This window comes from Paenibacillus sp. B2(2019), assembly GCF_008370385.1.
Taxonomy (GTDB): Bacteria; Bacillota; Bacilli; order Paenibacillales; family Paenibacillaceae; genus Paenibacillus_AQ.
The window spans coordinates 43,575-68,459 of sequence record NZ_VTZR01000005.1 but is presented as its reverse complement, the minus strand read 5'-3'; the positions used below and the strand labels follow the sequence as shown (position 1 = coordinate 68,459).

Annotated in this window: 26 protein-coding genes and 1 pseudogene; 22 read left to right on the top strand and 5 right to left on the bottom strand. The window is 43.3% G+C overall.

Annotation, left to right across the window (positions count from 1 at the left end; all coding sequences use genetic code 11):
- Window positions 1–43: 43 nt before the first annotated feature.
- From PAENI_RS06860 to PAENI_RS06840, 5 genes are all read left to right on the top strand, one after another.
- On the top strand, window positions 44–949 hold the full coding sequence (locus PAENI_RS06860) for an ABC transporter permease (protein ID WP_188114492.1): 906 nt from the start codon (window positions 44–46) through the stop codon (window positions 947–949).
- Window positions 950–983: 34 nt separating this feature from the next.
- Complete coding sequence (locus PAENI_RS06855) at window positions 984–1,868, top strand: carbohydrate ABC transporter permease (RefSeq protein ID WP_149644764.1); 885 nt, start codon at window positions 984–986, stop codon at window positions 1,866–1,868.
- A 45-nt stretch (window positions 1,869–1,913) separates the two neighbouring features.
- A complete protein-coding gene (locus tag PAENI_RS06850) occupies window positions 1,914–3,647 on the top strand; it encodes a sensor histidine kinase (RefSeq protein WP_149644763.1) in 1,734 nt (577 codons plus the stop codon).
- Window positions 3,648–3,660: 13 nt separating this feature from the next.
- On the top strand, window positions 3,661–5,343 hold the full coding sequence (locus PAENI_RS06845; protein WP_076286025.1) for a response regulator: 1,683 nt from the start codon (window positions 3,661–3,663) through the stop codon (window positions 5,341–5,343).
- 92 nt (window positions 5,344–5,435) lie between these two features.
- A complete protein-coding gene (locus tag PAENI_RS06840; RefSeq protein ID WP_149644762.1) occupies window positions 5,436–6,710 on the top strand; it encodes a Gfo/Idh/MocA family protein in 1,275 nt (424 codons plus the stop codon).
- A 227-nt stretch (window positions 6,711–6,937) separates the two neighbouring features.
- Here the strand turns inward: PAENI_RS06840 and PAENI_RS06835 are convergent, their stop codons facing one another.
- Window positions 6,938–7,123: a hypothetical protein gene (locus PAENI_RS06835; protein ID WP_042130754.1), complete on the bottom strand. Its 186-nt coding sequence runs from the start codon at window positions 7,121–7,123 to the stop codon at window positions 6,938–6,940.
- A 751-nt stretch (window positions 7,124–7,874) separates the two neighbouring features.
- On the opposite strand from PAENI_RS06835, the gene PAENI_RS32190 reads away from it, so the two are divergent.
- From PAENI_RS32190 to PAENI_RS32550, 12 genes and pseudogenes are all read left to right on the top strand, one after another.
- A complete protein-coding gene (locus tag PAENI_RS32190; protein ID WP_262495541.1) occupies window positions 7,875–8,042 on the top strand; it encodes a sugar ABC transporter permease in 168 nt (55 codons plus the stop codon).
- A gap of 24 nt (window positions 8,043–8,066) precedes the next feature.
- Window positions 8,067–8,756 (top strand): N-acetylmannosamine-6-phosphate 2-epimerase, encoded by a 690-nt coding sequence (locus tag PAENI_RS06825; protein WP_149644761.1) that lies wholly within the window; start codon window positions 8,067–8,069, stop codon window positions 8,754–8,756.
- Window positions 8,757–8,779: 23 nt separating this feature from the next.
- Window positions 8,780–9,652, top strand: a complete 873-nt coding sequence (locus tag PAENI_RS06820; protein WP_149644760.1) for an ROK family protein — start codon at window positions 8,780–8,782, stop codon at window positions 9,650–9,652.
- A gap of 23 nt (window positions 9,653–9,675) precedes the next feature.
- Window positions 9,676–10,530, top strand: coding sequence for a MurR/RpiR family transcriptional regulator (locus PAENI_RS06815; RefSeq protein WP_076300453.1), 855 nt, complete (start codon window positions 9,676–9,678; stop codon window positions 10,528–10,530).
- A gap of 215 nt (window positions 10,531–10,745) precedes the next feature.
- On the top strand, window positions 10,746–11,219 hold the full coding sequence (locus PAENI_RS06810) for a NanQ anomerase/TabA/YiaL family protein (protein WP_149644759.1): 474 nt from the start codon (window positions 10,746–10,748) through the stop codon (window positions 11,217–11,219).
- Window positions 11,220–11,232: 13 nt separating this feature from the next.
- Window positions 11,233–11,409, top strand: a complete 177-nt coding sequence (locus tag PAENI_RS31750) for a hypothetical protein (protein WP_179086734.1) — start codon at window positions 11,233–11,235, stop codon at window positions 11,407–11,409.
- A 296-nt stretch (window positions 11,410–11,705) separates the two neighbouring features.
- Window positions 11,706–12,818: an amidohydrolase/deacetylase family metallohydrolase gene (locus PAENI_RS06805; protein WP_149644758.1), complete on the top strand. Its 1,113-nt coding sequence runs from the start codon at window positions 11,706–11,708 to the stop codon at window positions 12,816–12,818.
- Complete coding sequence (locus PAENI_RS06800; protein ID WP_149644757.1) at window positions 12,784–13,887, top strand: DgaE family pyridoxal phosphate-dependent ammonia lyase; 1,104 nt, start codon at window positions 12,784–12,786, stop codon at window positions 13,885–13,887. The genes PAENI_RS06805 and PAENI_RS06800 overlap by 35 nt, the downstream gene beginning before the upstream one ends.
- Before the next feature lies 1 nt (window position 13,888).
- The gene (gene dagF, locus PAENI_RS06795) at window positions 13,889–14,641 is read left to right on the top strand and encodes a 2-dehydro-3-deoxy-phosphogluconate aldolase (RefSeq protein WP_149644756.1); all 753 of its coding nucleotides are present in this window, start codon (window positions 13,889–13,891) and stop codon (window positions 14,639–14,641) included.
- Window positions 14,634–15,650 (top strand): sugar kinase, encoded by a 1,017-nt coding sequence (locus tag PAENI_RS06790; RefSeq protein WP_149644755.1) that lies wholly within the window; start codon window positions 14,634–14,636, stop codon window positions 15,648–15,650. The genes dagF and PAENI_RS06790 overlap by 8 nt, the downstream gene beginning before the upstream one ends.
- Window positions 15,651–15,658: 8 nt before the next feature.
- On the top strand, window positions 15,659–16,372 hold the full coding sequence (locus PAENI_RS06785) for a GntR family transcriptional regulator (protein WP_076286037.1): 714 nt from the start codon (window positions 15,659–15,661) through the stop codon (window positions 16,370–16,372).
- Window positions 16,373–16,374: 2 nt separating this feature from the next.
- Window positions 16,375–16,518, top strand: a pseudogene (locus PAENI_RS32550) (LuxR C-terminal-related transcriptional regulator); the annotation flags it as partial.
- A 106-nt stretch (window positions 16,519–16,624) separates the two neighbouring features.
- Here PAENI_RS32550 and PAENI_RS06775 read toward each other — a convergent pair.
- From PAENI_RS06775 to PAENI_RS06765, 3 genes are all read right to left on the bottom strand, one after another.
- A complete protein-coding gene (locus tag PAENI_RS06775) occupies window positions 16,625–16,834 on the bottom strand; it encodes a hypothetical protein (protein ID WP_081951193.1) in 210 nt (69 codons plus the stop codon).
- Window positions 16,835–17,121: 287 nt separating this feature from the next.
- Entirely contained in the window at window positions 17,122–17,448 is a 327-nt protein-coding gene (locus PAENI_RS06770; protein WP_042191355.1) for a branched-chain amino acid transporter permease, read from the bottom strand.
- Window positions 17,445–18,155, bottom strand: a complete 711-nt coding sequence (locus tag PAENI_RS06765; protein ID WP_042191353.1) for an AzlC family ABC transporter permease — start codon at window positions 18,153–18,155, stop codon at window positions 17,445–17,447. Before PAENI_RS06765 ends, PAENI_RS06770 begins: the two co-directional genes overlap by 4 nt.
- A 102-nt stretch (window positions 18,156–18,257) precedes the next feature.
- On the opposite strand from PAENI_RS06765, the gene PAENI_RS06760 reads away from it, so the two are divergent.
- The 5 genes from PAENI_RS06760 (at window position 18,258) to PAENI_RS06740 (ending at window position 23,704) form a co-directional block, all read left to right on the top strand.
- Window positions 18,258–19,655 (top strand): aminotransferase-like domain-containing protein, encoded by a 1,398-nt coding sequence (locus PAENI_RS06760; protein WP_042191351.1) that lies wholly within the window; start codon window positions 18,258–18,260, stop codon window positions 19,653–19,655.
- A gap of 244 nt (window positions 19,656–19,899) precedes the next feature.
- Entirely contained in the window at window positions 19,900–20,892 is a 993-nt protein-coding gene (locus tag PAENI_RS06755) for an ABC transporter substrate-binding protein (protein ID WP_149644754.1), read from the top strand.
- The gene (locus PAENI_RS06750) at window positions 20,873–21,649 is read left to right on the top strand and encodes an ABC transporter ATP-binding protein (protein ID WP_076300457.1); all 777 of its coding nucleotides are present in this window, start codon (window positions 20,873–20,875) and stop codon (window positions 21,647–21,649) included. The genes PAENI_RS06755 and PAENI_RS06750 overlap by 20 nt, the downstream gene beginning before the upstream one ends.
- A 50-nt stretch (window positions 21,650–21,699) precedes the next feature.
- The gene (locus PAENI_RS06745) at window positions 21,700–22,395 is read left to right on the top strand and encodes an ABC transporter permease (RefSeq protein ID WP_231573342.1); all 696 of its coding nucleotides are present in this window, start codon (window positions 21,700–21,702) and stop codon (window positions 22,393–22,395) included.
- A 178-nt stretch (window positions 22,396–22,573) separates the two neighbouring features.
- Entirely contained in the window at window positions 22,574–23,704 is a 1,131-nt protein-coding gene (locus PAENI_RS06740) for a low temperature requirement protein A (protein WP_149644753.1), read from the top strand.
- Window positions 23,705–23,804: 100 nt separating this feature from the next.
- Here PAENI_RS06740 and PAENI_RS06735 read toward each other — a convergent pair whose 3' ends face one another.
- The gene (locus tag PAENI_RS06735) at window positions 23,805–24,755 is read right to left on the bottom strand and encodes a serine hydrolase domain-containing protein (RefSeq protein ID WP_149644752.1); all 951 of its coding nucleotides are present in this window, start codon (window positions 24,753–24,755) and stop codon (window positions 23,805–23,807) included.
- Window positions 24,756–24,885: the final 130 nt, after the last annotated feature.

Below are 24,885 nucleotides of genomic sequence, written 5' to 3'. Positions count from 1 at the left end.
TAACCTAGTTCTTCATTTTTAGTCCTATAGCGAGGTGGATAGCATGAATGTATTAACGCGTATGTGGAAAAGGGAGTGGCCGCTTCACTTGATGTTGGTTCCTGGGATCGTATTGGTCCTCATCTTCAGTTATATCCCGATGGCCGGCATTATGATGGCCTTTCAGAAATACGTACCGAATAAAGGGTTGTTCGGCTCACCATTTATTGGTCTTAAAAACTTTCAGTTACTGATGGATTACCCCGATATCGGCCGGATATTCTTCAATACAGTATACATTGCGGTGATGAAAATTGTAGCAGGCATGGTCGTTCCGGTCACCATAGCGATACTGCTGAATGAGCTGCGGAAAGAATGGGTCAAACGGACCTTCCAGACGCTCGTGTACTTGCCGCATTTTCTATCATGGGTCTTGTTAAGCGGTATTCTAATCGATGTATTGTCTCCATCTTCCGGTATTCTCAATCAAGTGCTTGGCTTGTTGGGTATCGACCCTGTTTTTTTCCTGGGAGACAATAAATGGTTCCCTTATGTCATGGTCATATCGGATGTATGGAAAGAGTTCGGATTTGGTACGATTGTCTATCTGGCTGCGCTTACCGGTATTAATCCGTCACTGTACGAGGCAGCGGAGATCGACGGCGCAGGACGCTTTAAGCAGACGTTACATGTGACGCTGCCGGGGATGCTTCCTATTATCGTTCTCATGTTTACGCTAAGTATCGGGAATGTACTGAATGCCGGATTTGATCAAATCTTCAATTTATACAGTCCTCCGGTCTATGAGAGCGCGGATATTATCGATACCTTCGTATATCGTATGGGGATTGAGCAAGCACAGTTCGGTTTCGCTACGGCCGTAGGACTACTGAAATCAGTCATCTCTTTCGTATTCGTATCTATGTCCTATATCTTAGCCTATCGTGTAGCGAATTACCGCATTTTCTAATGCAATTGTCGGTAATTCAGAAGGGAGACACATCGTGCGTACTAACAGATCATTCGGAAGGAAATTGTTTTTGATATGTAATTTCATTTTTCTGGCATCCGTATCTTTGTTATGCCTCATGCCTATTATTCATATTTTGGCGCTCTCGTTCAGCTCCGGGCAGGCAGCATCCGCCGGAAAAGTCATCCTGTGGCCAGTTGAATTCACAACGGCTGCTTATGCTAACGTATTTGGAAAACCTGAATATTTACGCGCATTCTGGGTATCGATTCAGCGGGTCCTTATGGGAACGACAATCAGCATGTTCCTGACGATTATCACGGCCTATCCATTATCCAAAGATTCTCGCCAATTTCGGCTGCGGACCTTCTATTCATGGTTCTTCGTATTCACGATTTTATTCAGTGGCGGGCTTATTCCCAACTATTTAACCGTGAAGAACCTTGGGATGCTCGATACAATCTGGGCTTTGTTGCTGCCAGGAGCGGTCACGGTGTTCAACGTTATCCTGCTGCTGAATTTCTATCGCAGTCTGCCCAAAGAACTTGAGGAATCTTCGCTGCTCGATGGGGCGGGTCAATTTACTACCTTATGGAAAATATATGTGCCGCTATCGTTGCCGGCATTGGCAACGACAGGTCTTTTCACCATGGTGGGGCATTGGAATAGCTGGTTTGACGGTATGATTTACATGAATCATCCCGAGAATTATCCGCTGCAGACCTTCCTGCAGACGATCATTATCAAAATGGATTTCCGCTTTATTAAACCTGAGAGGGCAGAATTAATGCTCAAATTGTCCGATCGTACGAGCAGAGCCGCTCAAATTTTCGTAGCAGCATTTCCGATTCTAATCGTGTATCCGTTCTTGCAACGGTTCTTCATTAAAGGAATTGTGATGGGGAGTGTCAAAGAATAAAATAGGGCACTCAAACTAAGACATTGCATTGCAGGAGAACAAACGATGAAAATCCGATTCTTGATTAAAGATTCCTCTATATTCCAGAAAATAATGGCTGCCTTTCTGGCAGCCTTGTTTCCGCTCATGGCGATTACCTGGTTGATTAATGAGAAGGGTTCGGACAATATTCGGAGTGAAATTTCCGAGTCTATTCTAAATACGACTCGCTTCTATCTGGATTCACTCGACAAGGAAGCAGACCGGATTAGCCGTTATTTGCCGAACTATGTGATGGACAAAGACTTGATGGAAATTGCAACTACAGGCAATTACATGAGTTATTACGATCGTGCGCAAAAAATATTAGATATCCAAAGACGGCTTGAATTGATGAAGAACTCAAGTCCATTTATTCAAGAAGCAAGGGCGTATATCCCTCTTATCGACCGAACGATTCTTAGCAATAAATTTGAAACTTCGATGAATAAGCAGGAATATGCTTCTATGCAGCAAAACAAGAGATTATACGAAGAACCTTTCATTTATTGGAACGATCGATTATTTATTTCCATGCAATACCCCATTAATACCGTTAAAAATCCGATTTATATCGTAGCGGTTGAATTATCGACTACCAAAATCAGAGAAACGTTATCTCAAATCGGCAGCTCACGTGGTGGACAGAGCGTATTGCTCAATCTGGAACGTGGTTGGGAGATCGAGAGTGACATGGATCCGGAACTGCTGGAACAAATGAAATCCTTCGCTGCGGATAAGCGGGAATTGCAAAAAGACGAAGGATACGAAACGATTATGTATAATGGTAAGCGATTTCTTACGGTATATAAATACTCCAGTCTCTGGAATTCCTATTCGATTATGTGCATTCCTGAAGAGACGATTTTGGGTTCTCTTGAGATCTATCGAACATTGTTCTGGTGGGCTTGCGCGCTAGCTGTGGGTATTGTCGTTTTCTTCTCCTATTTTCTATTACGATTTATCTATCGGCCATTAATGAAACTTGTGCATTCCTTTCGGCGCGTTCAGCAGAATAGGCTGGAACCGATCGTGATCGATCGTGGAGCCGATGAGTTCGGGTATTTGTACCAAGCTTTTAATAATACGATCCGATCCTTGAAAACACTAATCGAGGAAAATTACGAGCAGCAAATCAGGAACCAGCGTTCTGAACTGAAACGATTGCAATCGCAAATTAATCCTCATTTTTTATATAATTGTTTTTTTGTATTGTGCCGGTTAATTAAATCCGAGAATCAGAAGGAAAAGGCTTATCAATTCTGCCTGTACATCGGACAATATTTTCAGTTCATTACTCGCGATGACGAGGATGATATTCCGCTGGGGCTGGAGGTCAATCATTCTCGCACGTATGTAGACATGCAAACCATATGTTACGGAGACCGTATTCAAGTCAAGTTCGAAGGTGATGTTCCCGATCTCTTCGTGCCGAGGCTGATTCTGCAGCCGATCATCGAAAATGCTTATAAGCATGCCTTGGGCAATATGATTCAGAAAGGTGAGCTATGGGTTCATTGTGAGCGGGTGGGCGATGTATTCTCCATCTATGTCGAAGATAATGGCCGAAGCATCTCCGATGCGGAGATCGAACAGCTTCAGAAGCGACTGCGTCAATCTACCACTCGGATGGAGGAAACAACCGGAATCATAAATGTGCATCGCAGAATACAGCTGCGGTACGGTGAGGAATATGGCATTACAGTGTCACGTTCTGCTCTTGGTGGACTTCAAGTAAGAATCAATCTGAGCGCGAACTAGAGGAGGAATCAGCATGTACCGACTGCTAATCGTCGATGACCTTCCCATTATTGTCGATGGTCTTCTGGAGCTATTCAATGAGACCGATCATTTACAACTCGAGGTTATGAAGGCATATTCAGGTGAAGAAGCACTGGAGGTACTGTCTCATCATCGTATTGATATCGTGATTTCCGACATTAAGATGCCTGGACTGGAAGGGATTGAGCTGCTTCGGGAAATCAAATCCCAGTGGCCGGCCTGCAAAGTTATTTTCTTAACAGGATACAATGATTTTCATTATGCAAGGAGCGCAATTACGTACGGTGGGTTCGATTATATTCTGAAGGTCGAAAGTGATGAGAAAATTATTCAGTCCGTAGAACGGGCGATTGAGAAAATTGAAGAAGAAAATAACCAAGAACAGATGATCGCTAGAGCGCAATCCAAAATGAGACTGGCATTGCCCTCCCTGCAAAAAGAGTATGTGTGGGAGCTCTTTCAAGGCAAGCATGTATCGGATAGCCAATTAAAGCAGGCGTTCAAAGAAATCGATATCCCGCTTGATGCGACATTGCCGGTTTACTTGCTCATAGGCAGGGTAGACGCATGGAAAGAAATGTTCACGACGCCGGATAAAGCGTTATTGACTTACGCCGTACAGAACATTTGCGATGAGTATTTGTCCACGCAGGTCAGATGCTATTCCGTTGTATTCGAGTTATCCAAAATCGTCTGGATGATTCAACCGAAAATCCCGGATGGATCGTCTATCGAATACGGGGATCAGGATTGGATCAGAGCTCATCGGTATACGAGCGGTATTCTGGAGACTGTGCAGGGAAATTGCAAGAGATTGCTGAGTTTATCGGTTTCTTTCCTTCTTGGAAGTGAAGCAACGACATGGGATAACATATCTGATCGGTTTCACTCGATCAAATACGGCCTGGTACAAGGACATGGATTATTTAATGAGGTCATATTGACCGATAAAGACATTCAAAGAGAAGTGAACGGTGATCTGAGTGGGAACTACCACGATGCCTTCTATCACGCCCGTGTTCAATTGCTGATGTCTTGTCTCGAGAATAATCATCGGGAGCAATTCAACAAGCTGTATGCCGAATTAACGTCCATTTGGAATGATGAGGAGTCGCCGAATGAGCGGAAGATCGAACTGTATCATTCGCTTTCAGCTATTTTTCTGTTCTATATCCATAAGAATCGGGAAATTCGGGATTACATCAATACGCTGATGGATCTGGATAAGTTATATCGCTATGGAGATTCCGCATCATGGTCGGAGCTGATTCAATACTTCTCGCAAATGGCGGATTGCTTCTTCGAATGGAATGCGCTGCGGGGTACGCAATTGCCGACAGAGGTCGTGAATAAGGTACATCGATATATTGAAGAACATATTTCTACTGATATTTCCTTAAATGCGCTGGCCGATTACGTGAGCTTGAATCCATCGTATTTATCCCGACTTTATAAGCAAATCACTGGAATGGGGTTATCTAAATATGTGAACGACTATCGTAACCTGATCGCCAAAGATATGCTGCTCAACACATCGATGAAAGTGAATGAAATTGCTGCTGCCCTGGGGTACAACTCAGCGCTTGCATTTATTCGCTTCTTCAAGAAGCAGAACGAAACGACGCCGCAAGATTTCCGTATGGCAAGGATCCATATACAGAATCAAGGTCAATAAATGTATATGAAATGTCAGTAACGATCTCTTTTGCCTCCGTTCCTACCGCCTTACAATGGAAGTACACTAGGTGCGCAAGAGGAGGAGTAGTCTTGAGAACATTAACAGCTGTATTACTTGGCGCTGGCAGTCGAGGAAGATATATTTATGGGCCCTACGCGGAGAAGTTCCCGAATGAATTAAAGATTGTTGCCGTAGCTGAGCCGGATGATGAACGTAGAAATCGATTTGCAGAGATTCATAGAATTGCCCCAGAACATGTTTACGATTCTTGGGAGAAAGTATTCGATCAGGGTCAAATTGCGGACGTGATGATAATTGCTACGCTCGATCGGATGCATTATATACCAGCGATGAAAGCGATGGAGCTAGGCTATCATGTCATGCTAGAGAAGCCGATGTCTCCTTCCATGGAAGAATGCATCGAATTGGAGCAAGCTTCGCTTCGGTATAAGCGATTGCTCGTCGTAACCCATGTCCTGCGATATTCCCCGTTCTGGTCTGGGATCAAAAAATGCATCGAAGACGGTGAACTCGGAACGATAGGTACGATTCAATTAACCGAAAATGTGGGCTACATGCATATGACACACAGTTATGTCCGCGGGAATTGGCGCAATTCGGAGGAGACGAGTCCCATGATCCTGGCCAAATCATGCCATGATCTGGATCTCATCTCATGGCTTATGAATCAACCGTGTACAAGCGTGAGCTCGTACGGATCATTACTGCATTTCAGGGCGGAGAACGCTCCGGAAGGCTCCGCGGATCGCTGTATCAACGGCTGTGAGGTTGAGAAGGAATGCGCCTTCTCGGCGATGAAAATATATATTCAGCCCCCGGAACACCCTTGGGCACGCTATATGACGAATGATTTGTCGCAAGAGGGGATCTTGAAGGCGCTGAAGGAAGGACCGTGGGGTCGCTGCGTGTATCGCTGCGATAATAATGTCGTGGATCACCAGGTAGTCAACATGGAGTTCGAGAACGGAGCGAATGCATCGTTCATCATGTCAGGGCTGACACAGAGCGGCACGCGTCGGGTTCAAATTATGGGAACACAAGGCGAGATCATCGGGGATATGGACAAAGGATCTTTCACGCTGTACCGCTATGTATCGGGCGAGAAGGTTGAGATTGGCTGCAATGTGGAAGGCGATGGCCATGGAGGCGGCGATGACCGTATGGTAAGCTCATTCCTGCAGAATGTGCGTCAATTCGACAGCAATCCATCGCAAGGCTTGACCTCGGCGACGGCATCCCTGCAGAGTCATTTGATCGCATTCGCGTCGGAACATTCGAGATTGAACGCAGGTCAGGCGGTCAAGCTTTCGGACTTGCAGAAGAAAGGACAAATGTCTGTATAAGATCAAATGATACTAGGAAGCCTCTTTCGAAGTGATGGGATGCCGTCATGGAGAGGGAGGTTTTTTAGTATGTATTTGATTCAAGTAATTGAGTCAATATGGAAAAGGTTTTTCGTTACATAATTTCAAGGCATAATAAAAGACCGCTCTACTGGAATGACTTCCGGATCTGCGGCCTTAGGACAAGATTCTATTATAGGGTCAATCTGTATCTAAAGGTGGTGAAATTAATGGAATTTAACAGTCTTGATACGAGCTTCTTCTTCATAGGTGAGTGGTTTTGGGGATCTTGGAGTGTGCAAGTGGCGTTGCACAGAATATTCCATTTTTTGATAATCCTCATTACCTGAATTCATCGTTGGATTCCAATTTTCCGTTACCCAATTTTTAAGTTCTTTAAGACCTGCTAGCATTTCCTCCAGCCTCCTTTGGCGAAGAAACAATATATTTTGTATTGTTCTGGTTACGCTTTCATTATATCATAGAAATCAGTTTTCTAAAGATGTGTCCACGTGAAAAACACAGTTTTTAAGTGAACATTGTGTGTTAATTAGGGTTTGTGCTTCCTATGGAGAAAAATGTCTCCTTGTAGGAGACATTTATATTAGATTTAAATGGATAATCTATTGCCCCTAAGAGATGCAAAAAGATTTCTAGTAATTACCAATCCAGCGGATGACTTTAAGGTCGTAGATCGTGTTACTCTGATTATAACTAGAGCTGCATATATCGTACGATATTCTATTTTTAAATGGAAAATAAGGTCTTATTTTATGGGCATTCACTTAAATGAAACTATTTTTCTAGTATGATTGTTATTTTGGTGGAAATAAATTTTATTTTATAGAAAATAGAGAAAAAAATTTACAGAATCAAATTTAAGTGATATCTTGAATATGTATAAAAGAAACCGTTCACATCTTAAGGGAGATATCAATGACACTTAACAAGTTTCATCGCTATTATTGTAGGCGCTATGGCTGCCTATGCATCCTCAAAGATCAATTTTAAATGTAAAGATATGATCTTCATTATTTTCATATCGAGCTTGATGATTCCTAAAGAAATTATGATCGTGCCTTTATTCCGGATTACACAGCAATTTGGAATGGTGAATTCGTATAACGGTATGATTTGGCGCTGGTTATAGGCCAAGAGAACAAAATGAAAACATTAATGGTTGGTACTGCAACCTTAATGCAGGATCTGAATCCTAATTTCGCATATAAAATGGCCGGAGCCACCATTGCTGCAATTCCGATGTTGCTAGTGTTCATGTTATTCCAACGGTTCTTCACCAATGGAATTACAGCAGGAGCAGTTAAAGAATAAATAAAGATGTGGAGTGGGTTACTGATGAATACTGAAAATAATGTACTTAAAAAGATAAAACATAAACTAGTCGTCTCCAGTCAAGCCTTACCCGAAGAACCGCTGCATAGTCCGTTTATAATGGGAAGAATGGCTTATGCAGCATACTTGGGCGGTGCTTCAGGCATTCGGGCAAATAGCGTAGCGGATATTCAAGAAATTAAGAAAACAGTGGATCTACCGATCATTGGGATCATCAAAAGGGTATATGAAGGTTCTGAAGTGTTCATTACACCAACCCTGAAGGAAGTAGATGAGCTTTACCGAGAAGGGGTAGATATCATTGCTATGGATGCGACGGACCGGACTCGTCCGGATGGATCAACTATCTCAGAACTATTTCCTCACATAAGAGAGACCTATAAAGATCAACTGTTTATGGCAGATTGCTCTACATTTGAAGAAGCTGCTAAAGCCGTTGAGCTGGGGTTTGATCTTGTGGGAACTACCTTAAGCGGATATACAGAATACACCAAAGAGCGGTCACTTCCAGATTTCGAGCTAGTCAAGCAAATCGTAAGCAACTTCTCTGTGCCTGTGATAGCTGAAGGCGGTGTTTCCACTCCTGAAGAACTGAAGACAATGTTCGATCTAGGTGTTTATTCAGCAGTTGTTGGCTCAGCGATTACAAGACCAATGGAGATTACCAAAAGGTTTGTAAACGCTATTCAGTAGATTGCCGGAGAGGGTAGATAAGGATGAGAATTCTCGCTGTAGATATTGGCGGTACCAATACCAAGATGTGTATATGCGATAAACTTGGGAATGTTCATAACTTTAAGGAGTATGCAACTGAGAGCCACTTGGGAGGGCCGCATGTAATCTTAAGATTGCTTGATAAAATTGCAGAAAATGATGATTTTGATGCCATTGCTATAAGTACGGCCGGTCAAGTCAATGCTGAAGAAGGAATTATAGTCTATGCTAACGAAAATATACCTAGATATACAGGGATGAAGATTAAGGAAATTGTAACTAATCATTTTCATAAACCTGTTATGGTAGAGAACGATGTGAATTCAGCAGCATTAGGCGAGGCTCATTATGGTGCTGCCCAGAACTTTAACAATTTCTTATGCTTGACGTTTGGCACGGGCATTGGTGGTGCCATTGTATTGAACCGCCAAATCTATAAAGGAGCAGATGGGGTAGCGGCCGAATTTGGTCATATCCTGACACATCCATTGTCAGATGTGGTGGAGGGACTGCCTTTTTATGAGAAGTATGCTTCAACTACTGCTTTAGTCAAGATGGCTCAGCAGGCAGATCCCGAATGTACAGACGGAAAAGTCCTTTTTGATAAAATTCACAAAGGGGACGAAGCTCTGAAACAGATCTTGGATTCATGGGTAACTGAGGTGTCCGTGGGTTTAGCCTCAATTATTCATATTTTCAATCCATCCGCTATAATTATTGGGGGCGGTGTTATGGAGCAAGAAGATTTAGTTCAAAGGGTCGAGGAACGGACGAAGTCTTTAATTATGGAGAGTTTTGCGGGTGTAAGAATTGTTAAGGCCTCACTTGGGAATAAGGCAGGCTTGCTTGGCGCTTCCTCTTTATTCGCACATTAAATCATTGTAAAGGAGGGGCTTATTTGCGAACAATCAGTATTTTTTCTTCTATTCATTCCAAGTACAATAATTTGACGAATACGGAGAAGAAGGTAGCGGACTACGTCCTGGAGAACACGAGAAGTGTTGTCTATATGTCGATTACTGATCTTGCAGATGCGTGCGATGTAGGTGAATCAAGTATTTTTCGATTTTGCAAATCTTTAAGTTATAAAGGGTATCAAGAGTTCAAGATTGCACTCGCTCATAGTATCACTGTGGAGAATGAGATCCCGCAGCTTACGGATCAAATTCTAATGGACGACACTACTGAAGCTGTGGCTTCCAAAGTGCTGACCACAAATGTAAGTGCGCTGAACGAGACCTATAATTTAATTGATATACAGAAGATCAATGAAGCTATTGATTATATGATAAACGCGGAACGAGTATCATTTTTCGGCGTAGGCTCTTCATTAATCACGGCGATGGAAGCCAAAATTAAATTTATGCGCATTACAAACAAAACGGAGTGTTTGATGGATTCACATCTTCAGATGATGTCTGCGGCGCTAATGTCTAACCGAGATGTAGCTGTAATCATTTCTTACTCCGGTTCAACGAAAGATAGTATCGAGGTTGCAAGAAAGGCGAAGGAACGAGGCGCTAAGGTGGTGTCCATTACGAGATTTGAAAAGTCACCTTTAACGTCGTATTCGGATCTTACCTTACTTTGTGGTGCTAATGAGGGTCCTCTGCAGGGCGGTTCATTATCTGCTAAGATCTCACAACTCTATTTGCTGGATATTTTATATGTGGAATATTTCAAAAAGACTAGTGAGCAGTCCATTATCAATAAAGAAACAACAGCTGCGGCAGTTAGTGAGAAGCTCCTATAAGTGCGAGTTCAAAAAGTATGGTTTTCAGCACCGAGAAGATTGGATGAAGGTAGAAACTGAGGAGCGGAGCGTAGTGGAAGCTACGTGAGCACCGGAAGTTTCGCCTGAATTCAATATTCGATGTCGAGTAAGCTTCTTGGGCTACTTCGTGATCAAAAGCGGACTTTTTGAACAACCTCTGTAAGATAATTGAGATGTGAGGAGAATGAGACAATATGATCTTAGGTTCATTGTCATCTTGGGAAGAGCATAGCAGATACGAGAATTCAGTCATTGTAGAGGCTATTGAGGAATTGAAAGTCATTTTACAACACGAACCTGATCTCGGGCGAATCGAGATGCGTGGTAACGAGATATACGTTTCGATTATGGCGCTTGAGGCGAAGTCGCTAGAGGAACAGGTTGCTGAAAAGCATGAGGCTTATATTGATGTGCATTATCTGATCGAAGGTGAAGAAACGATCGGTTGGTCCCCTCTGCAAGAAGGGATCGAGGTTACTAAGCCTTACGATGCCGAAGCAGATTATGCGCTCTATCCTCCGTCATCCGATGAAATTTTGTTAACTTTGAAGCCGGGGCTGTTCGCTGTCTTTTTCCCGCATGATGTACACAGACCTGGTATGGGTCAACCGGGCATGAAGATTAAGAAGGCTGTTATTAAGATACATGTAGGGTTATTAAGTTCATAGATTTTGTACAAGAGTGACAGATACATTCGATATTCTGAACGGTAAAAGTCAAGAAAGCAGCGATTCTCCTTTTTATTGGAGGATCGCTGCTTTGCGTTTCGGTCATTTGCAGCTTGCTTCTGTAGATTATGGGCAGGTAAAAGCCAAATCGACTTCTAGCACTACTGAAGAAGTGAAACGGAAGCTCTGATAGTTAATTAGGGAAAATCTCCCTCTAATTCAACTGATTCGTTGGTGAATATAGATATTACCACGATTTTTAGGGAGGAATTCCCTAATTCTATTCATTAAAAGCAATTATCGGCTATAATCAGGGAGATTTTCCCTAATTACTCTCTACAAAGAATCCGTCCGATAATCAGGTTTCTCTAATTTTGTGACAACCACGTCTAATTTTACGTATAAACATTATAACGTTATATTTACTTAACGCGCTATTCGTGTTATTTTAAACATTATAATGTTATATGGAAAAAGGTGAGAACAATGGATGAAAGATACGTGCTCCGTCAGGTGAAACGAGTAAGCGGAGAAGAGATCGACATTGTAATCGAAAATGGCAAGATCGCTGAGATCACCCCGGCAGGTGAGGCGCATGGGGGGCAGGAGTGGGAAGGTTCAGGCGCGTACGTATCCAGTGGCTGGATCGATATGCATGTGCATGCCTTTCGCGAATTTGATCCGTATGGTGACGAGATCGATGAGATCGGTGTCCGGCAAGGGGTGACCACTCTAGTCGATGCCGGTAGCTGCGGGGCGGATCGGATAGGTGATCTGGCTCTGGACGCGTCTCAGGCTAAGACGAATGTACTGGCTTTCTTAAATATCTCGCGGATCGGACTGCTAAGAATTGATGAATTATCCAACTTGGAATGGATTGATAAGGAGAAGATCCTGCAATCCGTCCGAACCTACGGGGAGATAATCGTGGGATTAAAGGCTAGGATCAGCAAGAGCGTTGTCGGCGCGAGCGGGATTGAGCCGCTGCATATTGCACGAAGCCTTTCAATGGAGACGGGCCTGCCGTTAATGGTACATATCGGTTCAGCACCGCCAGATATCAGAGAGGTAATGCCCCTTTTGCAGCGTAAGGATATCGTGACCCATTATCTCAACGGAAAAGAGAATAATTTGTTTGCTGCGGATGGTCAGCCGCTTCAGGTACTGACTGAGGCTATTGAACGGGGAGTTCATCTCGATGTGGGACATGGAACAGCAAGCTTCTCTTTTAAGGTAGCTGAGGCTGCTAAACGTAATGGTATTGGATTGAATACGATTAGCACGGATATCTATCGAGTGAACCGATTGAAGGGACCTGTCTTTAGCATGTCTAATGTACTTTCCAAGTTTCTATGTTTGGGCTATGCTCTGGATGAGATTGTGGCAGCGGTTACTTCCAATGCGGCGGAATGGCTGGGCAGGCCGGAGCTGGGCCGAATTCAGGTGGGAGATCCTGCAAACTTGACTCTCTTCACCCTGCAGCATAAGTCTGCAGTTCTTGTTGATTCTGAAGGAGAAGAAAGAGTGACGGATAAATTAATCCATGCAAAAGGAGTGGTTATAGGTGGCGAATTCATTAAATGCGAAATACGGGCTTAAACGCGTAATCAATGCAAGCGGCAGAATGAGTATCCTGGGGGTGTCGGCTCCGTCTGACACAGTGATGGAGGCGATGAAGCAAGGCGGACAGAGTTATGTGGAAATAGCGGATCTGGTGGATAAAGCCGGAGATTACACGGCACGAATTCTCGGCGCTGAAGCAGCGCTTATCGTTAACTCAGCCTCCAGCGGTATTGCATTGTCCGTTGCGGCGCTAGTGACCCAAGGCAATCGGCGCCGCAGTGAACGTTTGCACCAAGAAGTCATTCCACGCAATGAAATCATCATTCTGAAGGGGCATAATGTACAGTACGGAGCTCCTGTGGAAACGATGGTCTATCTAGGTGGTGGGAAACTAATTGAGGTCGGTTATGCGAATGAAGGCCGTGCCGAGCATATAGAGGATGCCATTTGTGAGCAGACGGCTGCCATTCTGTACGTGAAGTCCCACCATGCAGTGCAGAAAAATATGTTATCCGTCGAAGAAGCATGGGAGATCGCAAACCGTAGGGGCATTCCACTAATCGTAGATGCCGCAGCGGAAGAAGACCTCTGTAAATATGTGAAATACTCTGACCTGGCGATTTATAGTGGTTCTAAAGCTATTGAAGGGCCTACATCCGGTATTATCGCCGGCAAACGTAATTATGTGGAATGGGTTAAGGTCCAATTGTATGGAATAGGACGCAGTATGAAGGTTGGTAAAGAAACTTCCTTTGGTCTGCTGCAAGCACTAGAGGAATACATGGTCAAGGAAGACAAGAGTGACACCGAGAAAGCGTCTTTGCAGGGATTAATGGTGTTGAATGATCTTCCGGGAATTCGTGTAACCATTGTGCAGGACGAGGCGGGCCGTTCCATCTATCGCGGCCGGGTTCAAGTTGATCCAAAGCAGGCTGGTATTACGGCGAAGGAATTGGTAGAGGGGTTGCAGCAAGGCGAGATTGCGATCTATACCCGCGATTATGGAGTGAAGCAGGGATATTTCGATATTGATCCACGGCCGCTTCTGGGGGATGATCTGCACGTGATTGTAGACAGCATTCATAAATTAATAGGGGGACAATAAGATGACGATTTCACAACGTTTTTATAAGGGCCGCACCGCATTAAATGTACTCGCTAAAGATATCGCTAATGCTAAAGAGATTTATGAAGCGGCGGAAGGGTATGTGCTGGTCGGTGTGCTCTCTAAGGATTATAAGTCGGTAGAAGAAGCCGTAACAGCCATGAAGCAATATGGTCAAGAGATTGAAGATGCGGTATCCATTGGCTTAGGTGCAGGAGATAATCGCCAAGCGGCAATTGTGGCCGAGATTGCTAAGCATTATCCGGGTAGTCATATTAACCAGGCATTCCCGGTGGTTGGAGCTACACGCGCTAATCTTGGTGGGAAAGACAGTTGGATCAACAGCATGATCGCCCCTTCTGGTCACGCTGGTTATGTGAATATTTCTACAGGAGTCTTCAGCGCTGCGCAGAGTGAAGCGGCGATTGTACCTATAGCATCGGCAATTGCGCTTGTTCGGGATATGGGTGGTAATGCACTGAAGTATTTCCCGATGGAGGGATTAAGCCGTGAAGAGGAATACCGCTCTGTCGCTAAGGCCTGTGCTGAGGCAGAGTTCGCACTCGAACCAACCGGTGGAATTGATATGGACAATTTCGAGGAAATACTAGAGATTGCGCTTGAAGCAGGGGTGCCACAAGTGATTCCGCATGTCTACTCATCCATTATCGATAAAGAATCGGGCCAGACCCGGACCCAGGATGTGCGTGATTTGCTTGGAATTATGAAGAGGCTGACAGATAAATATGCCTAAACGAATCGGGGCATTCGGAGAAGTGATGATGCGTCTGCAGGTGCCGGGAGTTCAGTTGCTATCACAGGGAAACACCTTGAATTATTCATTCTCTGGCACCGGAGTTAATGTCAGCGCTGCACTGGCACGCTTCGGGCATGAAGGTGCTTTGATTTCACGTTTGCCGAATACTTCTTTGGGAGAGGCTGCCGCGGCGTATTTGCGAAAGCTGGGGATTTCTTCTAGGCTCATTATACGAGGAGGAGAATATCTGGGCTTGTATTTCTTGGAGAATGGATTTGGTGCACGTCCAAGCAAGGTGACTTATAGTAATCGTCTGGAGAGTAGCTTCAATACGGCTCCTGAGGAAACTTATAATTATGAAGAGATTGCGCGAAGTCTGGATGTGATCCATTTCTGCGGCATCACGCTGGCTATGAACGATAGTGTACGTCATCATATGAAATCCTTGGCTAGAGCTGTCAAGCAGCAGGGTGGGACTGTGATCTTTGATTGCAACTATCGTCCGTCCTTGTGGGGACCGGAAGGCTATTCACAAGCGAAGCCGCATTACGAGGAGATGCTGCAGCTGGCCGATATCGTAATGATGAATGAGAAGGACGCAATCTTTATCTTGGGGATCAGCACTGAACAAGCTGAACGCGAAGAGCAACTGGTCGAACTGATTCCAGCAGTTGCGAAGCATTACAATATCTCGGTGATTGCAGGCACCCATCGCAGTATTCATGGCGACAACACACATTCACTGCGTGGGTTTCTTTATAAGAATCAGAGCTTCTTCTTTTCGGATACGCTGAGATTTCTCGTCTATGATAGAATAGGGGCTGGAGATGCCTATACGAGCGGAATTGTGCATGGCGAGCTAACAGGATTTACACCTGAGCAGACAGTACGGTTTGCCGCTGCCGCTAGTATGTTAGCCCACACTGTCGAGGGCGACACTCCCATGGCTTCAGAAGCGGATATACTTCGAGCTATGACTCTATCCGTAGGCGATGTAGAAAGGTAGTGAACCTCTTGAGTTTGTCCCGAAAAGATAAGCCCTTATATATGCAAATTGCAAATATTATAAAGGATCGGATTCTACACGGAGTCTATCCTATTGGATTGAATATTCCTTCCGAGCCTCAGCTAGAGCAGGAATTCAATGTCAGCAAGATTACTGTACGCGGTGCCATTCAGGAGCTCGTCCAAGAAGGATTTCTGGAGAAGGGGAGCGGCAAGGGGACGAAGGTGATCCGTAATACCTCATCATCCAAGCTGTCCAAGTGGAAAAAATTCACGGAAATTCTAGTGGATGAAGGGCACCAAATTCGGAAGCAATGGCTGAAGGCGGAACGAGTATATAATGAAGTTGAAAGCGAAGCCTTTCGTTTATTCGGCGAACGTTGTATACGCTTGGAACGCATATATAGTCTCAATGATATTCCATACGTTCATTACACGCATTATTTAGTAAATGGTATGGATGATTTGGATCTACTGGACTTAAATGCCCAGTCCTTGTATGAACTGCTTGAAGAGCGGAGCGTTTCCTTAGAGAAACTGCGTGATGAATTTTCCGTTGCCGTTCCTCCGCCTGATGTAGAGGAGATATTGCTCCTTGATAAGAAGTGTCCCTTGCTGAAGCGAACTCGTTATTCTTATGATGAGCTGGGCAAGGTAACTGAGTATAGTGTAGGCTTTTACAATACAGAGCTGCAGAATTATGTAGTGAACTATGAGGTGTAGTTAAAACGACTCGTTATATCGCGGGTCAATTATTCATTAGCAAGAAAACCATGCGCAATCACATCTCCAACATAATGCAGAAATTAAAAGTTAAAGGCCGTTCACAAGCGGTTGTCGAGCTGATTAGGCTTGGGGAGCTAAAAGTGACGCATTTATACCTTCTCCACCTTTACGGGTGTGGGGAGGTTTTTTGTTGTAGAGGAAAACTAAAACCAAGCGATTGCTGTCCACTGATGGATGTCATCGCTTGGTTTAGTGTTTAAGATCGATATTCATGGTGTCAAAATCAACCTTGCATTTAGCTCTTATCATAAAATCAATACCAACAATTCCATCAAAGCCATAAGGCTCTTGTATCGAACCAAGCTGAATTGGTAAATCAGTCAAAGTAATATGTTCAATGAGTATGTCAGGAATCTGCTGCTCATAGCAAATTTCGCTAGTCCCCCCAACCCCATACATTCGTTTTGCTCGTCCATTAATAAAAACAATATGGATGCCTATTACAGCTAATGCATCGGTATCAAAGACGGTTGCCGCACTCCTAAAAAAAATTCTTCTATAACCTCAACGTCGTTTCTGCTCGTATGAAATACATACAACTCACGCGTCGGATGAAGCTTGTGTAGTTTTTTGTAGCCGCTCCAAGCTTCTTGCGGATTATCGTAGTCTTGAATGATCGATATATAATGGAAGTGAATGTTATAATTGTAGTTATATGTGCGGTTGATAAGACCTACATAAATTTCTTATATCTGAATCAATACCATATAAGCGATTGTACCGAATGCTATGGATAATAGCATATTTCTTCGCCAGAGATGAAGCAACGCGACGATTGCGACGGATATTAGCTCCGGTAATCCGTGATTACCGGACAATACGTTAGTGTTCTTTAGGCTATAAATAACAAGGAGTCCAATCGTTGCTGATGGAAGAACTCTACCTAGGTATTGAATGTACTTTGGGGTTGGACGTCCCGGTGGGAAAATAATGAACGGAATAAAACGTGTCATCATCGTGCCTAGCACAACCATGGCAATTGTAATGATCTGCTGAAAAGTAGACATCGTCATGCGGTTTCACCTACCGGTTCCTGTTGTTTACGAGTGATCGTAAGTGCTGCAATAATCAGGATCATTGCGGGGATCATGAAGCTGTCACGTCCAAATATGATAAGGCACAGTATGGAGATAACAACGCCTACTAGAGCACTTCTATGGGTCGATCCACTCTTCCATTGCTCAATAAAGATAACAACGAATAGTGCTGTCATCACAAATTCGAGACCTTCCATATTCATGTGAAAAATCGATCCGAATACTCCCCCGATACAAGCGCCTACGACCCAATAGCAATGATTTAGCAGCGTGACGAAGAACATATACCAACCGCGATCCACTCCTTCAGGGATCTTCGCGGAATAATTGATGGTGAATGATTCATCACAGAGACCAAAAATCAAATAAAGCTTCTTCAGCCCCGTACCTTTAAACTTCTCCAGCATAGATATGCCATAAAATAGATGTCGTGCATTAACCATTAAAGCAAACAATAATGCACTTAATGGATGATAAGCACCTAATAACAAGTGAACCGTTAGAAATTCCATCGATCCAGCATAAATAAGCGAGCTCATTAGAAAGGTATAGATCACATGAAACCCTGATACATTCATGTAAATTCCATAGGCGATCCCCAAGAATAAAAAAGCGGCAAGAATGGGAAAGGTAGCGGGAGCCGCGGTGCGGAATGCTACATAAAGTTTGTTATTGTTACGCATGTTACTTACAACCCCTTAGCTTATGTCCATGTCATTGTAGCAGTGCGAATCCATACAATCAATGGTATAATTGTATGGATTACAATTTTGTGGGAGGACAATATGCCGATCAATTCTTTTGTTAATTACCCGATGTCGTGGCGACCTGACAGACATACTCTGAAGCGTCCGATCTATCATTCCATAGCCTCATTGCTTGAACAAGATATAGCTAGCGGTCTTTTGGTACCCGGAACGAAGCTTCCCCCTCAACGTGAGCTAGCGGATTTTTTAGATGTTAATTTCACAACAATTACACGCGCTTATAAGCTATGCGAAGCTAAAGGACTCATCTATGCTATTACAGGAAGTGGTACCTTTGTGGCAACGAATGCAACGCGCTCGATAGCAATATCGAAGGACAAAATTTCTCATGACTGTATTGATCTGGGGCTAGTTGCTTCGTTTGAGCAGAGTAACTCGATCGTAGCTCAGGTCGCAAGAAGGGTTATGCATAGAGGCAATATAGAGGAACTATTAAATTACAATGATCCTACAGGAATGCCACATCATAAACTGGCAGGCCTATCATGGATGCAAGCATTTGGGATACAGGCAAATATCAATAACATCGCAATTGCATCCGGTGGCCTGAATGCGTTGGTCATTACGTTATTTGCTCTCTTCGAACCTGGACAACGGATTGCCGTTGATGTATTCACCTATTCTAATTTTATTGAGCTTGCCCGAATGTATCGTATTCAGCTTGTTCCGATTCCAGGCGATACCTCTGGAATGCTACCACAAGTGCTGGATAACCAGTGCCAGCTGCTGGATATACGTGGTATATTCCTGATGCCTTCTTGTACAAATCCTACAACCGTTATGATGACTGATGGGCGGAAGCGTGAAATTGCTAACGTTATCCAGAAACATAACTTGCTGCTCATAGAAGATGATATTCATGCGTTCTTAACGGCAGGTCATTTAGAAGAATACAAACAACCGATGTACTCATTGCTTCCTGATCAGACCATCTATATTAGCAGTACGACAAAATCTATTTGCTCTGGACTTAGGATCGCTTATATCGTATTTGGAGAGAAATTCAAAGAGAGAATTGAGCGGGCTATTTTCAATATTAATGTGAAGACATCCTCCCTAGATGCCGAGATTATTTCTGAGCTTATTGTATCGGGGAGTGCTGCTGAGATTGTCGCATATAAAAAAGAACTGGTCCAAGCTGCGAACAAGCTATTTTCGACATATTTTCCACAAACAGCAGCCGAAGGGCACCCCTTAAGTTTTTTTAAATGGATTCCCTTATCAGGATACCGTACAGCCGCTGAACTGGAGTCAGAACTGTTACAACAAGGCGTTCGAATATTCCATTCCGATTGGTTTCTTAGTGGTGCCAGCACACCGGACAAGTATGTACGTGTAGCCTTATCGTCGTCATCCTCATTGGATGAGCTGGACACTGGACTGAAGATTCTGAAGCAACATATGTCCTTAGACTAGGATGTGTCTGAAAGCTCAGCTTATAGAGAGATTCTCTGTGGGCTGATTCGGATTTTTTGCATCTTAGTATGTGATAAATATAACTATTTAAATTTATGAATATACAAGCTGTGATGACTGATGTAAAATTACAATACCTGAAGCGTCCTGGAACAGCTTAAGGGCTTTTTGCATGCTCTTTTGCAGATTGCAAAGAATAGGGGCATGTCTACTATAGAAAGATTAATGGAGGTAGGAGAGTTTTATGAAGAAAAAAGCATTAAAAAGAATGTTGATGTTGTCGATGATGGTCGTTGTCGTCGCTGTACTTGCAGTAGGTTGTGGCTCAAAGAATAACACGAATACAGCATCGACAGAGGGTAACGCAGCAGAGGCCTCAAAAGAAGCTGTTACTTTGTCGCTTGGCTTACTGCCTTCTATTGATGCGATTCCTTTTGTAATTGCTCATGAGCAAGGTTTTGATAAGAAGCATGGAGTGAACCTAGATATCCAAACGTTCAAGAGTGCAAAAGACCGTGATGTCGCCTTTCAAGCAGGCAAGTTAGAGGGGATCAGTGCTGATTTGGTTGCAATTTCTATCTACAATGAAGCCGGGCTGGATGTGAAGATCACTAGCAAAACTTTTGGTGAATTCGATTTATTGACTGGGAATGACGCCATCCAAGATGTGAAGGATCTGAAAGGAAAAACCGTGATTTTGTCCAAAAATACCTCCACACAATATACTGTGGCAATGATGCTGAAACAAGCGGGTTTAACGGAAGATGATATTACGGTAACTGAGGTTCCACAAATCCCTACCCGTTTAGAATTGCTTAAGAACAATAAGGCGGATGCAGCTATTTTACCTGAACCATTTGTAACTATGGGTAAAGCTTCAGGCTTGCGCGTGCTTAGCTCCACGCATACAGCGGGAGTGAATCCATTTGTACTGGCTTTCCCACAAACCGCTATTGATGCTAAGGCAGATGCGATTCGCAACATGTATGCTGCTTATGACGAGGCTGTAGCGTATATGAAATCTCATGATCAATCCGAATATATCGATCTTGTGATCAAAGAAGTTGGTTATCCAGAAACGTTGAAAGATGAGATCAAGGTACCTGATTATGTCCCTGCCAATCAAGTGGATGTGAAAGAAGTAGAAGCCGCATTTGCATGGGCACGGGAAAAAGGTTTGCTTAGCAAAAATATCTCGGCTGAAGATGTGATTTCTGATGTCCAATTCAAAAAATAAGGGACTCGTCATTAAGGGTCTTAAAGTAGAGTACAAGACAGGTCAACTGGCCTTAGGAAAGATGGATCTATCTTTACCGGAGCATGGGATTTACACGATCATCGGACCCTCTGGCAGCGGAAAATCAACTTTATTACGGGCGATTGCGGGCTTGCTGCCAAGCTATATGGGGCAAATTCTTTTTAATGAAAAATCCGTGCATGATAAAGAAACTCTGATCGGCCTGGTACCGCAAAACTACGGGCTTCTTCCATGGAAGACTGTACATGATAATATTCAAATCGCGATGAAAATCTCGCATACTGCGAGCACATCCAAGCAAGAACGGGAGAATCAGATTAATCAGTGGCTGTCATCGATGGGAATCTCTGATTTAGCTGATCGTTATCCTCTTTCTCTTAGTGGAGGACAGCAGCAAAGAGTGGCAATCGCCAGAGCGTTCGCCATTTTGCCCACTATTTTACTGCTGGACGAGCCTTTCTCCGCACTGGATGCGATTACGCGGGAAACGCTACAGATTCTGTTTTTGGATAACTGGTTAGCGCATCCGGCGACTACCTTATTTGTTACCCATGATGTGGAAGAAGCTATTCTGCTGGGGCAGAAAATTATTGTTATGCCATCTAATAAAGAAGAAGCTCCGGAAATGATCGATAATCAATTGGTATTTCAGATGAAGCATGAAGATAAGCGGGACAGTGTAGATTTCTTTGAGCAGACTAAGCGAATCAGAAAGGTAATGCAGGAGATATGGTGAGAAAAAATCGGATTCATCACATAATAAGACTGTTGTTTGTGTTCTTTTGTATGAATGTGGTTTGGTATATTGCCTATTTGCTTATGAATCATTCGATTTTGCCGAGTCCATTCGCGGTATATAACGCTATGTTTCACTTAGGTGGTCAGGAGATTGCTTTAAATGTAGGGTATAGCTTGTTCAGAATTTTTGCAGGTGTAGTGCTGGCATTAATCATTGGACTGCTCATTGGTCTTCTGATGGGACGTTCGCTGACTTGGAATAAGCTGCTGGACCCTGTGGTCTACTTGACCTATCCTGTTCCCAAAATTGCCCTGCTTCCCGTTGTGATGCTGTTCTTCGGGCTTGGTGAAACGTCTAAAATCCTAATGATCATGCTGATTCTCTTGTTCCAGATTATTATCTCCGTTAGGGATGGTGTGAAGGCTATTCCTGAGAATACCTATGATGTCTTAACGAGTATAGGGGCAAGTACAGTGCAGAAATTCTGGCATGTGACACTGCCAGGTGCACTGTCGGTCATTCTGAGTACGATTCGTATTTCACTGGGAACAGCGATATCTGTACTCTTTTTCACGGAGATTTATGGAACTGAGCATGGCATGGGCTTCTTCATTATGGATGCTTGGTTAAGACTGGATTATCCGGAGATGTATGCGGGAATTATGCTGTTCAGCTTGGTGGGATTTGTCCTCTTCTTACTTGTTGATTATCTTGATTACAAGTTTATGAAGTGGCGGAATTAAATGTAGTTGGAGATATAACTATAGCTTTCCTTTGTCGAGTTTAGGCAAGGGGGAGCTTTTTTTGTGTGATTTTAGAGTGGCAACAAAGGGGCTTCAAATTAGTATATCAATTCGGTTAAGATGGATAAGTATTCGATAAACTGTATTGGATACACATCCAAACTAAGGGAGTAAAACGATGAATAAGCGCACATCGGGATTTGAGCACAGCACAGCATCCTTTGCTGAGAAGAAAGTCACCTGGCTGGAACTATTTTATGATCTGCTTTTTGTGGCTGCAGTTTCAAAAGCGAGTCATGTCTTGTTGCATGTAGATGCGGGTACAATTCCACTTGAATATTTATCTAAATTTATCTTAATATTCATTCCGATCTGGTGGGCCTGGGTGGGACAATCGCTTTTTGTAAATCGGTTTGGACAGGACATCTTTTCACACCGAATATTTCTGATTCTACAATTATTTTTTGTATTAATAATGACGGCCAGCTTATCGGTTAACTTTGATCAATACTATATGCCATTTCTAATCGGTTATGTTGGCTTAAGAGCTATGACTGCCATTCAATATCTTACGGTAAATAAGAATGAAGCACCTGATAGAAAGGACACTGCCCGTTATCTGGGAAGTCGTTTTTGGATTGGATTAGTGATCTCTGCTTTATCACTTTTCTTTGACTCTTGGATACGTTATGTAGTTTTGTATACAGGAATTACTATAGACATTTTGCTTCCATTAATCGGTCGGAGATACTTGGTGAAAAGCCCGATAAACACTCATCATTTATTAGAACGTTTCTCGTTGTTTACCCTCATTCTACTTGGCGAATCAGTGGTCAGTATACTTGCAGTCTTACAGTCTAGCCACTGGACGTGGCAATCTATTTTATTTGCATTATTAACTTTTCTATTAATTATAGCTATGTGGTGGCAATACTTTGATAATGTTGAAAAGAAAGTGGACAAAACCATAGAGACTGCCGGGCAAACTATAATTTATGGGCATTTATTTATTTATGTATCCTTAAGCATGATTGCAGCTTCAATCCAACTGCTATTTTTAGAACAATTAAATTACACATTTATGGTATGTTTTATTTTTGGATCGGTCCTGCTCTACTTCTTCTCTACCTCACTGGTCTTCCATAAATATAGACGTATACAGCAACGGTTAGGGATATTTCATTTGGCGTTATTATTAGGTATACTTGGAGTTTTTTTCGCAGTAGATTTGTTGTTCCTTATACCCAATTACCTGATCATTGGAGAAATGGTGTTATTTTTTGCTGTGTATGCAAAATTAACGACTTGAGCTTCGTTGTATCGAAGCTGAATAAATTGAAGAAGGAAGCCGGGTCATTGCAACCCGGCTTCCTTCTTTCATAATGGGAGTGTGCGGTATCCCCCTGTCGTTATTGCCCAAGAAGCGCTGGCACGATAAATCGGCCGAACACATTAGCTGGTGAGCCTTTCTTGTATTTATCCGCAGTAATGACTGCAACCAGCTCATAGGATGGAACCACAATAATATGCTGGCCCATGAAGCCAAGCGCAAAATAATAAGGGATCTCCTTTGGCTGCTGCTCCGTACCTGCATGGAATGAAGATACCCACCAGTGCCATCCGTAGAAGCCCTTCTGCGGTAGAGTGGCTGAGACATAAGGGTGAGTAGACTTCTGAACGGTATCCGAATGAATGAGCTGTTGATCCTTCCAGCGCCCTTCTTGCAAATAAAGGAGACCAAATTTGAGCATATCCTCAGGCTTCATATAAAGGCCAAAACCGCCGGTATGTATGCCTTGCGGATCACTATCCCAGCGATAGCTTTCGATGCCAAGCGGCTGAAATAGCTGATCTTCAGCAAATGCTGCAACGTCTTGTCCAGAACATTCACGCAGAATAGCGGATAAGAGCTGAGAGCAACCGGAGTTATAGTTCATCACAGTACCTGGCGTATGAGATAGCGGCTGGGTGAGCACAAAATTTATCCAGTCTGCGGTTCTAGTCATGGTCGGAAAGGAATTTTGCCCCCCAAACTCCGTCCAGTTAAAGCCTGCAGTCATTGTTAATAAGTGACTGATCTTGATCTCTCTTTTTCGTTGATCTTGATCCTCTTTTAATAATAAAGGGAAAAATAGAGAAATAGGTGTATCAGGTGGCGGAACGATTTGTTTATCTATGGCTATGCTGACTAGGGCGGCGAGCACGCTTTTGGTGCATGAGTTAATTTTACCTAGCTCTTTAGCGATTTCTGGCTCGCGATAATGCTCCAGTATAGGTTTTCCATGTTGAATGATTAGACAACTGCGAATTTCTAGGCCAGTAATACCGTCTATAAGCGGCTGAAGGTTCCAATCAGTAATGTGAATGGCCCCCTTTCATAGATGAGTTGAAGCTGTAGCTGCCTACCATTATAGCTTATATAGTGTGCATTACATAAACATTGTAATTTCCTGTCGTTAATTAAATATGGAAAATATAAGTAATTATCTG